The organism is Caenimonas sedimenti, from assembly GCF_007833165.1.
GTDB classification, from domain to species: domain Bacteria; phylum Pseudomonadota; class Gammaproteobacteria; order Burkholderiales; family Burkholderiaceae_C; genus Ramlibacter; species Ramlibacter sedimenti.
The window spans coordinates 143098-155580 of record NZ_VOBQ01000008.1 but is presented as its reverse complement, the minus strand read 5'-3'; the positions used below and the strand labels follow the sequence as shown (position 1 = coordinate 155580).

At 69.0% G+C, this 12483-nt stretch carries 12 protein-coding genes; 1 reads left to right on the top strand and 11 read right to left on the bottom strand.

What is annotated here, in order from left to right:
• Positions 1–43 precede the first annotated feature (43 nt).
• The gene (locus tag FN976_RS10370) at positions 44–826 is read left to right on the top strand and encodes an enoyl-CoA hydratase-related protein (protein WP_145892935.1); all 783 of its coding nucleotides are present in this window, start codon (positions 44–46) and stop codon (positions 824–826) included.
• Positions 827–1019: 193 nt separating this feature from the next.
• Here the strand turns inward: FN976_RS10370 and FN976_RS10365 are convergent, their stop codons facing one another.
• The 11 genes from FN976_RS10365 to FN976_RS10315 form a co-directional block, all read right to left on the bottom strand.
• A complete protein-coding gene (locus tag FN976_RS10365; RefSeq protein WP_145892934.1) occupies positions 1020–2180 on the bottom strand; it encodes an acyl-CoA dehydrogenase family protein in 1161 nt (386 codons plus the stop codon).
• Positions 2181–2185: 5 nt separating this feature from the next.
• Positions 2186–3349 (bottom strand): CaiB/BaiF CoA transferase family protein, encoded by a 1164-nt coding sequence (locus FN976_RS10360; RefSeq protein WP_145892933.1) that lies wholly within the window; start codon positions 3347–3349, stop codon positions 2186–2188.
• Entirely contained in the window at positions 3346–4173 is an 828-nt protein-coding gene (locus FN976_RS10355; RefSeq protein WP_145892932.1) for a citryl-CoA lyase, read from the bottom strand. Before FN976_RS10355 ends, FN976_RS10360 begins: the two co-directional genes overlap by 4 nt.
• A gap of 22 nt (positions 4174–4195) precedes the next feature.
• A complete protein-coding gene (locus tag FN976_RS10350) occupies positions 4196–4672 on the bottom strand; it encodes a MaoC/PaaZ C-terminal domain-containing protein (RefSeq protein ID WP_145892931.1) in 477 nt (158 codons plus the stop codon).
• On the bottom strand, positions 4669–6204 hold the full coding sequence (locus FN976_RS10345) for a class I adenylate-forming enzyme family protein (RefSeq protein ID WP_145892930.1): 1536 nt from the start codon (positions 6202–6204) through the stop codon (positions 4669–4671). The genes FN976_RS10350 and FN976_RS10345 overlap by 4 nt, the downstream gene beginning before the upstream one ends.
• 34 nt (positions 6205–6238) lie before the next feature.
• Entirely contained in the window at positions 6239–7387 is a 1149-nt protein-coding gene (locus FN976_RS10340; protein ID WP_145892929.1) for an acyl-CoA dehydrogenase family protein, read from the bottom strand.
• 7 nt (positions 7388–7394) lie between these two features.
• Positions 7395–8147 (bottom strand): 3-oxoacyl-ACP reductase FabG, encoded by a 753-nt coding sequence (gene fabG / locus FN976_RS10335; protein WP_145892928.1) that lies wholly within the window; start codon positions 8145–8147, stop codon positions 7395–7397.
• A 12-nt stretch (positions 8148–8159) separates the two neighbouring features.
• Positions 8160–9260, bottom strand: coding sequence for a CaiB/BaiF CoA transferase family protein (locus tag FN976_RS10330; protein WP_145892927.1), 1101 nt, complete (start codon positions 9258–9260; stop codon positions 8160–8162).
• Positions 9261–9281: 21 nt separating this feature from the next.
• Positions 9282–10073: an ABC transporter ATP-binding protein gene (locus tag FN976_RS10325; RefSeq protein ID WP_145893167.1), complete on the bottom strand. Its 792-nt coding sequence runs from the start codon at positions 10071–10073 to the stop codon at positions 9282–9284.
• Between the two features lie 89 nt (positions 10074–10162).
• A complete protein-coding gene (locus FN976_RS10320) occupies positions 10163–11389 on the bottom strand; it encodes an ABC transporter substrate-binding protein (RefSeq protein WP_145892926.1) in 1227 nt (408 codons plus the stop codon).
• Between the two features lie 41 nt (positions 11390–11430).
• Positions 11431–12483 (bottom strand): branched-chain amino acid ABC transporter permease, encoded by a 1053-nt coding sequence (locus FN976_RS10315; RefSeq protein ID WP_145892925.1) that lies wholly within the window; start codon positions 12481–12483, stop codon positions 11431–11433.

Here is a 12483-nt window from a genome sequence, read left to right as displayed (position 1 = left end):
CACCACCTGTTTTCCCTCAACCCATCAACACTGGAGACCCAGAATGTCGGACAAAGAGATCTACTACGAAGTCAAGGACTACGTCGGCACCATCACCATCAACCGGCAGAAGTCGCTGAACGCCTTCACCGGCGACAACATCGTCGAGATGCAGCGGCTGCTCGATGTGGCGTCGGCCGACAAGAATGTCGGCGTGATCGTGCTCACCGGCGCCGGCGACCGCGCCTTCTGCGTCGGCGGCGACGTCAACTGGGAGAAGGGCGCCGGCGGCAAGAGCGGCCTGGAGGACCTGAACTTCACGTTCAACCGCCAGATCGTCGAGTGCCCCAAGCCGGTGATCGCGCGCGTCAGCGGCTACGCCATAGGCGGCGGCCACCACATCGCCTACTTCTGCGACTTCACGGTCGCCGCCGACCACTCCATCTTCGGCCAGAACGGCCCGCGCGTCGGCTCGCCGGCCGGCGGCTACATCGTCTCGCACTCGGCCAACGTGCTTGGCCACAAGCGGGCGCGCGAACTGTGGATGCTGTGCCGGCGCTACAACGCGGCGCAGGCGCTGGACTGGGGGCTGGTGAACTCGGTGGTGCCGAAGGAGAAGCTCGACGAGGAAGTACGCAAGTACGCCGACGAGCTGCTGTCGCTGAGCCCGACCTGCCTGCGCATCGTCAAGCGCTCGTTCTACCACCACATGCAGCCCATCATGGCCCGCGACATGAAGGAACTGATCGAGGAGGTGGCGCCGAACTACTTCAAGACCGAAGAGCAGCAGGAGGGCGCCAACGCTTTTCTGCAGAAGCGCAAGCCCGACTTCAGCCGGTTCCGCTGAGGCGACGCCGCGCCGCTCGACCCGAAGGGCCCGGGCGGCGGCGGGCAAATGACTCGGGCATCACCCTCTTGTTCGGCGGCGTGAGCGGCGCAGTTCGGCGACGAACTCGACCTGCTTGGTCGCCTGCACCGCGCCGCGCTCGATCAGCAACATGCCGACGATGCCGCCCGCGACGGCGAACCAGCATCGGGCCCTAGCCGCGCAGCGCCGACAGGCCGAGTTCGCCCTGCGCCAGCAGCAGCGCCTGGATCTGGTTGCTGCCCTCGGCGATGGCGAGGTGGCGCACGTCGCGGTAGTGGCGCTCGAGCGGAAAGTCGCTGGTGTAGCCGGCACCGCCCAGCACCTGCATGGCATCCTCGCACACGCGCAGCACGGCGTCGCTGTTGTGGCGCTTGGCCATCGAGCACCAGCGCTGCGCGTCGGCACTCTTTCGGTCGAGCGCATCGGCGGCGCGCGCGGCCAGCAGGCGCGAGGTTTCCACCCGCGTCATCATGTCGGCCACCATCTGCTGCACCAGTTGGAACTGGCCGATCGGCCGGCCGAACTGCTGGCGCTGGCCGGCGTAGCGGCAGGCTTCCCGGTACGCGGCCTCGGCCACGCCGGCGCAGACATAGGCGACAAAGCAGCGGCCGAGGTTGAGGTAGTGCTTGGCGATGGCGAAGGCCTGGCCTTCGACGCCGATGAGGTTGCCGGCCGGCAGCAGCACGTCGTCGAATAGCAGCTCGCCGAGTGGGCAGCAGTGCATGCCCATCGCATGCACCTCGCGCGCCGAGAAGCCGGCCGTGCCGCGTTCGACGATGAAGGCCGAGACGGCACGGTCTTCCCCGCTGCCGGTGCGCGCGAACACCACGCCCAGATCGGCGTGTATGCCGTTGGAGATGTACAGCTTGCGCCCGCGCAGGCGCCAGCCGCCGCTGGCGAGGTCGCGTTCGGCGCGGGTCTCGACGCCACTCGCGTCGGAGCCCACGTTGGGTTCGGTCAGGCCGAAGAAGGCCAGCGTGTCGCCGCGGATCAGCGCCGGCAGGAACCGCTCGCGCTGCTCGGCGCTGCCGCGCTCGGCGATGATGGACAGCACCAGATTCGAGGTGCTGATCATGCTGCGCAGCGACGCCCAGGTGCCGGCCAGCTGAGCCAGCAGCGTGCCGTAAGTGACGTGATCCAGCCCCTGGCCGCCGAGTGCCTCTGGCAGCAGGCCGCCGAGCAGGCCGTAGCCGCTCATCGCGCGCACCAGCTCGCGCGGTGGCAGGCGGCGTTCGCGTTCGTGCGCGCCGACGATGGGCGCGACTTCACGCGCCAGGTAGTCGGCGAAGGCGTCGCTCGCGGCGCGCTGCCAGTCGGCGAGTTCGAAGTCCATGCGGGTCAGATCACGGACCGTGTCGCGGTCGTCAGCGCGTCGGTCGGCAGGCCCAGCTCGGCCAGAATGGCTTGCGTGTGCTCGCCGATCGTCGGCGCCTTGGTGCTGGCAGCGGGCAGGTCGCGCAGCGGCACCGGGAATCGCAGGCGCGGCTGGCCGTAGCCCTCGCTCACCATGCCGCGGGCCTGGAAGTGCGGGTCGGCAAGCACGTCGTCGAGGCTGTTGACCGGCGCGCAGGGGATGTCCTGGGCATCGAACAGCGCGGCCCAGTGAGCGAGCGGTTGCGTGCGCAGGCATTCGGCGATGGCCGCGTCAATGCGAGCGCGGTGCGCCACGCGGTCGTGGTGCCGCGCGAGCGCGGGCCCCTGCAGATCGGTCAGCCCGAGCGCAGCGACCAGGCGGGCGAAGAACGGGTCTTCGATCGCCGCGATGCTGAGGTAGCGTCTGTCGGCGGTCGGGTACACGCCGTAGGCCGGCTGGCGCGGTAGACCTGCACTGGCTGCCGTGCCGCGCGCCCGTGCCGCCAACCACGGCCCGAGCCGCGGCGTGGTCCAGTGCAATACGGCGTCGGCAATGGCGACGTCCAGGAACTGGCCGCGGCCGTCGCGCTCGCGCTGCGCCAGCGCGGCCAGGATGGACACCACCGCGAACATGCTGCCCGCGATGTCGGCCACCGGGATGTTGACGTCGTGGGTCGGCGCGCCGCCACGCTGCGTGAGGCCCACCACGCCGGCGGCGCTCAGGTAGTTCAGATCGTGTCCCGGGCGCAGCACCTGCGGCCCGCTGGCGCCGTAGCCCGAGATCGAGGCGTAGATCAGGCGCGGGTTGAACCTGCTCAAGTTGTCGTAGTCGACGCCGAGACGGCGCGTCACTCCGGGGCGGAAACCTTCGACCAGCACGTCGCTGCGCTCGGCCAGCTGGCGCAGCACGGCGCGGCTGGCTTCGGTCTTCAGGTCGATGCAGATGCTGCGCTTGCCGCGGTTCAAGGCCTCCACCATGTCGGGCACGATCGCGCGTGCGTTGTCGCCGCCGGGCCGTTCGACCTTGATGACCTCGGCCCCCAGATCGGCCAGCAGCGACGTGGCGTAGGGCCCGGGCAGTAGTTCGGACAGGTCGAGCACGCGCAGGCCGGCCAGCGGTGGGCTGCCGCCTGTATTGACCACGCTCATGCCTTGCCCGCGTTCAGAGCCCGGGCGCGCTGCGGGATCGGGTTGTCGTGACCGGCAAGCTCGGCGCTGTCGTCCTGCGCCAGCACCAGGTCCCACAGCTTCTGGCCCAGCGGTGCGCGCTTCTCGTCGAGCAGGTGCGCCACCAGCCCGGCCGAGCGGCCGATCAGCGCGAAGCCGCGCGCCCACAGCGGGTCCAGCTCCATATCGGCGACGCAGGCGCCCACGGCGCCGGCGGCGTTCAGCGGCAAGAGCTTGCCGTACTCGGCCTGCGCGGCACGCTCGATGGCCGTGGCCAGTTGCCAGTGCCGGCCTTCGAAGCCGCATTCGCGGGCCACGCGGCGCAGCGCCGGCACGCGCGGGTCGCCCTTGATGTGGATGGGGTGGCCGATGCCGGGCACGATGCGCTTGCCGGCGCGGTACTCGCGCACCAATGCCGCTGCGCAGGCGTCGAACGCGGCGCCGTCGGCGTCAGGCGCCAGGCCGGCCACGGCGTCCTTCAGCATCTGGGCGCTGAGCTGCATGGTGCCCAGGAAGTGGTTGCCCGCGCCCAGCAGACCGGCCGCCACTGCGCCCTGGATCGACTCGGGTGCGCCGAGGATCGTCAGCCGTGCCGCGATGGCGCTGGGCGTCAGGCCGTGGTCGGTGACGGCCACCATCAGCGTGTTGGCCATGCGCTTCATCGGCGCGCTGGGTGTCTGGCCGGTAGCGGCCAGGAAAATCATGTCGATGAAGTCGAGCTGGCCGAGGATCTCGGTGGCGATGTTGCGGTCGCGCACGAAGATCTCGTCGCGCGTGGTGTAGCCGATGGGGGTCTTGATGGTCATGCTGGCTTCTCGTTTCAGTCACTCAGGCCGGGCGGCGCTTCACCAACAGCTTCCAGACGCCTTCGACCACGACCTCGCCGCGCTGGTTGATGACCTGGCGCCTGAAGGCCACGACGCCGCGGTCGGGTTTGGAGGTCTCGCTCTTCTCGGCTACCTCGACGCGCACGCGCAGGGTGTCGCCGATGAAGGTGGGCATGGGGAAGCGGCACTGGATGTCGAGCAGGCCCAGCAGGCTGGGTTCGAGGTGCTGGTTGAGCTGCATGCGCGTCACCAGCCCCGACATCACCGCCAGCACTAACAGGCCGTGAGCGATGCGCTGGCCGTAGGGCGTGTCCTTGGCGAACTCGGCGTCGACGTGCAGGCGGTTGTAGTCGGCCGACAGGCCGGCGAAGTTGACGACGTCGGCTTCGGTGACGGTGCGGGTCGGGCTGTCGAAGGTGTCGCCGATGCCCAGGTCTTCGAAGTAGCAGGGTTCAGCGCGCAGGGCGGACAGGATCATGCGTTCTCTTTCATGTCGGGTTTCGGCATGGCCAGCACCTGCTCGACGAGCTGGGTCTTGAGCACGCGGCCGGTCAGGTTTTTGGGTACCTCGGCCATGAAGACCACGCGCCGGGGCTTCTTGTAGGCGGCCAGGTGCGCCGCGGCGAACGCGGTGATGTCGTCGGCCGTCGGCTGCTGGCCGGCACGCGGCACGACGACGGCGCAGATCAGCTCGGTCCAGCGGTTGTCGGGCAGGCCCACGCAATGCGCCTCGGCGACGCCCGGGTGCTGCTGCAGCACCTCCTCGATCTCCGAGGCGTAGATGTTGATGCCGCCGCTCTTGATGATGTCGCGCTTGCGGCCGACGAAGTGCAGCAGGCCGTTGGCATCCAGCCGCCCTAGGTCGCCGACGGTCAGGAAGTCGCCGCGCCGCGTGCTGGCGGTCAGTTCGGGGTCCTCGAAGTATTCGTCGTACTGCGACTCGCTGCGGCAGCAGATCTCGCCCACCTCGCCGGGCGCCACCTCGGCGCCGTCGTCGCCGAGCAGCTTCAGCTCGACGCCGAAGAAGGGCCGGCCGACGCAGTTGCCGTCGAGGTGGTCGCGGACCTCGGCGCCCTTCAGGTTGGCGTAGGGGCCGACCTCGCTGGAGGCGGCGTAGATGTTGAGAACGCCGTCGCCGAAACGCGCGAGCAGCGCACGCTTGAGCGTGCCCGACAGCGCCCCGGCGCCGGACTGGATGACGTGCAGGCTCGACAGATCGGCGCCGCCGAAGCGCGGGTGTTCGACCATGGCCTGCAGCATCGCCGGCAGCAACATCGTCGAGTGGATGCGTTCTTGTTCGATCGCGTCGATCACCGCACCGGCGTCGAAGTGTTCGTGAAGCCGGATGCTGGCACCCAGGTACAGCGGCAGCAGGGTGTAGACGCAGCCGGCGCCCAGGCAGATCGGCAGCACGCACAGCGTGCGGTCGTCCATGCCGAAGCCCTGTTCGATGGCGCGTTCCTCGAAGCCGAAGCGTGAACGCAGCGCGCCCTTCGGCCGGCCCGTCGTGCCCGAGGTGTGCAGCATCACGGTGCTGCCGGCGCGGCCCTCGGGCACCGCACCGGTGGCGCCGGCCTGCAGCGCCTGCCAGCGCAGCGCGTCGGCCGGCGCGTGGTCTTCGGCATCGGCAAACCAGATCCAGCGCCGTGCCGGATCGGCCAGCGCTTCGGCGCGCTCGGCGAAGCCCGAGCCAAGCAGCACGAAGCGCGCGTGCGCGGCGGCGATGCCGTGGCGCAGGTCGTCGTCGGCCAGGCGGTAGTTCAGCGGCGCCGGGATTGCGCCGACGCCGGTGAGCGCGAAGTAGGCCACCAGCATGTCGGCGTGGTTGGTCGACAGCATCGGCACCTTCTCGCCCGGCGCCAGGCCCAGGGCGGCCAGCGCGCACATCGCGCGTTCGGTGCAGGCCAGCAGTTCGGCGTAGCTGAGGGCGCTTTCGCGGAAACAGAACGCGATGCGCTGCGGGTGGCGCCGCGCGTTCAGGCGCAGCGCGTGGAGCAGGGTCATGCCCATGTGAGGCGATGCGTCATGTCTTCACCGTTTCAGCTCATTGGAACGCCGAGATGCCGAGCACCTCGCGGCCGACAATGAGGGTCTGGATCTCGGTCGTGCCCTCGGGGATCATGCCGCCGCGCGTGTCGCGGAAGATGCGCTCGATCGGCAGTTCTTCGCTGTAGCCCGAGCCGCCGTGCACCTGCAGCGCCATGCCCGCCACCTCGTGCGCGGCTTCGGCGGCGTAGAGCTTGGCGATCGAGCACTCGGTGCGCGCGCTGCCGCCCTGGTCGAGCGCCCAGGCGGCGCGGTAGCCCAGCGCGCGTGCGGCTTCGCAGCGCACCATCATGTCGACGATCAGCTTCTGCACCAGCTGGAAGCCGGCGATCGGCTTGCCGAACTGCTTGCGCTGCTTGGAATAATCGATCGACAGGTCGAGCGCCGAACGGGCCGCGCCGACCGCACCCATGGCCACGTTCAGACGGCCGAAGTTCAGCCCGGTGAGGATCGCCTTCAGGCCTTCGCCTTCTTTGCCCAGCAGGTTGGCCTTGGGCACCACGGCGTCGTTGAAGCTCAGTTGCGAGGTGCCGGTGGCGCGGATGAACATCACGTCGGCGCGCCGCGCCTCGTAGGCCGTCTGCGCGCGCTCGACGATGAACATGCTGATGCCGCCGTCGCAGGTCGCGCTGAAGGTGCGCGCCACCAGCACGCCGAAATTGCCGTGGATGCCGTTGGTGATCCACAGCTTGTTGCCGTTGACGAGGTAGTGGTCGCCCTTGTCCTCGGCGCGCGTTTCGATGCCAGCGACGTTGGAGCCGTGGTTGGGCTCGGTGATCGCCATCCAGTGCTTCAACTGCCCGGCCAGAAGCGGCTTCAGCCAGCGCTGCTGCTGCGCGGGCGTGCCCTGCCTGTGCAGCAGCTGCGCCAGGATGTTGAGCGAGTTCATCATCACGCGCAGCGACAGCCAGCAGTAGCCGGCCTCTTCCATCAGGATCGCCCAGTCGGCGTAGCGCATGCCGAAGCCGCCGGCCTCTTCGGGGAGCAGGCCGCCGAGGTAGCCGAAAGGCTGCAACTGCGGCAGCAGGTCCCAGGCGAATTCACGCTGCTTCTCGCATTCGGCCACGCGCGGCGCGACGCGCTCGCGCATGAAGCGGCGCACCGATTCGCGCATCGTGTCCTGCTCGGGGCTGAAGCCGAAGTCCATCTCTTGTTCAGGTCGCGAAGCGGCCGCCGGTCACGTGCAGCGTGGCGCCCGTGATGTAGCCGGCCGCCTCGCTGGCCAGGAAGGCCACCGCGCCAGCGATGTCGCGCGGCACGCCCAGGCGCCCGATGGGCGTGCGGGCGATCGCGTTGTCCTTGATCTTCTGGTAGTGCGGCAGGTTGCGCACGCCGTCGGTCTCGATGAAGCCCGGGGCGATGGTGTTGACGGTGATGCCGTCGCGGCCGAGTTCGAGCGCCAGCGCGGCGCTGAAGCCGAGCAGGCCGGCCTTGGCGGCCGAGTAATTGGCCTGGCCCGGATTGCCCAGGTGGGCGCGCGACGAGATGTTGACAACGCGGCCCCAGTGCTGCGCGGCCATCACCGGCGCCACCGCCTTGGTGCACAGGAAGGCGCCCTTGAGCACGGTGTCGACGACGGCGTCCCAGTCCGCTTCGCTCAGCTTGGTGATGCGGGCGTCGCGCGCGAAGCCTGCGTTGTTGACCAGCACGTGCACGCTGCCGAAGGCGTCGCGGGCCGACTGCACCAGGCGCTCGACCTCGGCGGCCTTGGTCACGTCGGCGGCCACGGCAATGGCCTCGAAGCCGTCGCGCTGCAATGCGGCGCAGTGGTCCGCTGCCACTTTCGCGTCGATGTCGGTGACGACGATGCGCGCGCCTTCCTCGGCCAGCGCGCGTGCGGTTTCGGCCCCGATGCCGCGGCCCGAGCCCGTGACGATGGCGACCTTGTCCTTCAGTCCGAGTTGCATGGCGCTCTCAAATCACAACAGTTGATCGTCGTGCTCGCCGATGTAGGGCGCAGGCACGGGCCGGGTGGCCGGCGTGCGGCTGAAACGCGGCGCCGGCGAGGGCTGCACCACGCCCTGGCTTTCGAAGAAGGTGTCGCGCGCGACGTTGTGCGGGTGGCGCGCGGCCTCGCCGGTGCTCAGCACGGGGCCGAAGCAGACGTCGGTGTTCTCCAGCAGCGCGCACCAGTGGGCGCTGGGCTGGCTGCTGAAGATGGCGGCCAGCTTGGCCTTCAGCGACGGCCACGCCGACGGGTCGCGCTGGCGCTGGAACTCCGGGTCGGTGATGGCGAGCTTCTGCAGCAGCAGCGCGTAGAACTGCGGCTCCAGCGCGCCCAGGGAAATCCACTGCCCGTCGGCGCACTCGTAGGTGTCGTAGAAATGCGAGCCGCCGTCGAGTAGGTTGGACTCGCGCTCGTCCTTCCAGTGGCCGACGGCGCGCAGCTCGCAGACGATGGCGGTGAGCAGCGCCGCGCCGTCCAGCACCGCCGCGTCGACGACCTGGCCGTGGCCCGAGTTTCTGGCCTCGAACACGGCGCACATGATGCCGAAGGCCAGCATCATGCCGCCGCCGCCCAGGTCGCCGATCATCGCGGCCGGCGCGATGGGCCCGCCGACCTTGCGGCCGATGGTGGCCAGCGCGCCCGACAGCGCGATGTAGTTGATGTCGTGCCCCGCGGCCTGCGCCAGCGGGCCTTCCTGGCCCCAGCCGGTCATGCGGCCGTAGACCAGGCGCGGGTTGCGCGCCAGCAGCACGTCCGGGCCCAGGCCCAGGCGTTCCATCACGCCGGGGCGGTAGCCTTCGATCAGCGCGTCGGCGCTGTCCAGCATGGCCAGCACCTTGTCGCGATCGGGCGGCGACTTGAGATCGACCGCCACCGAGCGCCGGCCGCGGTGCAGCACGCCGCGCCGGCCGCTGGCCAGGAATGCCGGGTCGCCGCGGTCCCTGCCCTTGTCGGCCTTGCGGTCGAGGCGGATCACGTCGGCTCCCATGTCCGCCAGCATCATGGCGCAGAAGGGTCCGGGCCCGATGCCGCCGAACTCGATGACTTTCAGGCCCTGGAGGGGTCCGCTCATGTCGCTGTTCCTTTCGTTGGTTCAGCCCAGCCAGCGCTTGCGCCGGCGGTAATGCTTGACTTCGCGGAAGCTCTTGCGCCCGCCTTCGCGGTCCAGGCCCAGGTAGAACTCGCGCACGTCCTCGTTGGCGCGCAACTCTTGCGCATCCCCCTCCAGAACGATGCGCCCGCTCTCCATCACGTAGCCGTAGTCCGCGATCTCGAGCGCCACACGCGTGTTCTGCTCGACGATCAGCAGCGCCAGGCCCTGTTCGCGCAGCCGGTGCAGCAAGGCGAACACCTCCTCGATCATGCGCGGCGCCAGCCCCAGCGATGGCTCGTCGATCAACATCAGCCTGGGCTCGGCCATGATGGCGCGACCGATCACCAGCATCTGCTGCTCGCCGCCCGAGAGGTAGCCGGCGACGCGCCTGCGCAGGTCGGCCAGCCGCGGGATGGCCTGATACACCGCCGCCAGCGCCTGGCGCATCGCGGCGGCGGACTTGAACATGTGGCCGCCAATGATGAGGTTCTGCTCCACGGTCATGTGCGGCAGCACGCGGCGACCTTCCATCACGTGGACCAGGCCGGCGCGCACCACGGTGGCCGAATCCTGGCCGTGGATCGGCTGTCCTTCGAAGGCGATGAGGCCGCCCGAGACGCGTCCGTCTTCGGAGTCGATCACGCCGGAGATGGCCTTCAGCGTCGTGCTCTTGCCCGCACCGTTGGCGCCCAGCAGCGCAACGCAGCCGCGCTGCGGAACCTGCATCGAAACCCCCTTGAGCGCCAGGATGACCTCGGCGTAGAGCACCTCGACGTTGCTCAACGCCAGCAGTGCGCCTGCCGTGGCGGGGGCCGGGTGCGCCGGCGCATGCTGCGCGGACTGGCGCCGTGCCTCCACTGCGGCCGATTCACTGCTGTCCGTCACCACTTCGGCACCGTGGGCACGGCCACTTCGCCAGCGGCGCGTACCACCTTGCCGTCCTTCATCGTCGCCACGTTGACCTTGGCGCTGCCCGTGGGGAAGGGCGAGTCAGCGCTGAAGTCCACGCCCGGCAGAAGCCCCATCAGCTCTGCACCGGTGAACTGAGTGGCCAGCAGCGCAGCGTGCACGGCTTCACCGGTCACCTTGTCGGCACCTTTGGATTTCACCGCGGCCTCGATGGCGCGCACCGCGACGATGCTCTGGCCGAGCCCGATCATGGTCATGGCGTTCCAGCCCGACTTCAGTCCGTGCTTCTCCTGCAGCAGGCGGTAGAACTTGCGCGCCGTGGTGTCGTCCTCGGTCGCGTCCGCAATGGCGCCCACTTCATAGTCGCCGGCGAAGCCGTTGGCGTCGCCCAGCGCGCGCGACGACCCGGCCACGCCGTTGTGCAGAGACAGCATGATCGGGATGTTCTTTCCCAGCGCCTGCAGCGCGCGCTTGGTGGCCACGGCCTGGGCGGTGTTGGTCTGGATGACGATCACGTCGGTGCCGGCGTTGGCAAGACGGCGCACCTGCAGCGTCAGGTCGGCCGGTTGCACCTCGGTCCAGATGGCCTCCACGAAGGTGGCTTTGTCCGGGTTCGCTTTGGCGTAGCTCTGCAAGCCCTTGGCCATGTCCGCGTAGGCTGGCGTGGCTTCCGAGGTGATGATCGCCACCTTCACCGGGCGCTTGCCTTCCAGCTTGGTGGCGCGGAACCACTCCACGAAGCCAGCCGCCTCGTGCGAATAGGTCGGACGGATGTTGAGAGCCCACTGGCCGGGTTTCCAGCCGAAGCCGTAGGCCGCGGTGCCGAACAGCATCGGCACCTTGTCTTCCGGCAGTCGCTGCTGCAAAGCGGCGGCATCGGGTCCTCCGAGACCAAGAACCATGACCGGCTTGAGTTCGGCCTTGATGCCGGGCCACAGGCTGGCCGTCTGCGCCACGTCATAGCGTGTGTCGTAGGTCTTGACGGCGATGCGCACCTTGAGCTTCTCGCCGACCTCCTTGTTCCACCAGTCAAGGACCGCAAGCCGCCCGCCCTGCATGTCGTTCATCACGTTGGCATACGGGCCGGCGAAGTCGGCCAGCGCGGCCACGTTGATCGTGGTCTGGGCGCGCACGGCTGTGCTCAGCAGCAGGCCGGAGGCCAGGGCGGCGGCACAGGTCAGGAAGGGGCGTCGTTGCATGTGGGTATCTCCTTGGAGGTGTGGGTCGGAACGGGGTGACTTCAGTGCGGGAAGGGCCAGAGTCGATAGGTCGCCTTGAAGATGTTCCAGCGGTGCATCAAGCCCTTGGGCTCGAGCAGCAGGAAACCAGTGATGACCAGCCCCAGGAACACGTTCATGCTGGCGAACACGATGTCACTGCTCAGGGTGGGGATGAACTCGATGAGATCGGGGCCCAGGGTGGTGATGCTTTCTTGCACGATGCGGATCAGCACAGTGCCGATCAGCGCGCCGACGATGGAGCCCAGTCCGCCAACGATCATCATGGCGATGAACCAGATCGAGTTGAATAGCGTGAACTGGTCGACTGAGACGAAGCGGATCTGGTAGGCCCACAGCGCGCCGCCGATGCCGGCGTAGAAGGCGCCGAGTACGAAAGCGCGGGCTTTGGTGCCGGGCACGTCGATGCCCATCATGCCGGCGGCAACGTCGTCGTCTCGCACCGCCACGAAGGCGCGGCCGTGCCGGCTGCGCAGGATGCCGAAGGCGCCGAACACCATCACCACGGTGCTGAACAGGAACAGGTGGTACAGCGCGCGGTCGCTGTCGAACACCAGCGGGCCCAGCCGCGCCGGTTCCAGGCTGAACCCGTTGACGCCACCGAGCCACGACGAGGGCAGGTTCAGCACCACGAAGACGAACAGAAACTGCGCTGCGATCGTGGTCAGCGCAAGGTAGAAGCCCTTGATGCGCGCGGCCGTCAGCCCGAAGGCCCAGCCGGCCAGCGCGGCCAACATGCCGCCCACCGGCACCGCGACCCAGAACGGCAGGCCGAACTTGACTTCCACGACGCTGGCGCCGTAGGCGCCCACGCCCATGAAGGCGGCCTGGCCCAGGTTGATCTGGCCGGCGTAGCCGGTGGTGATCTGCAGCCCGACGACGACGATGGCCGTGACCAGCATCAGGTTGGCCACTGCCACCAGCCGCGGCGAAGCCAGCCAGGGGTAGAGCAGCAGCGCGGCGCCGAGCAGTGCCAGGGCCAGCCACTGGGCACGGGTGCGCACGAGCGCGCTGTCGCGGGCGTAGCTGGTGGAGAAGATGCCGGAGGGGTCCAT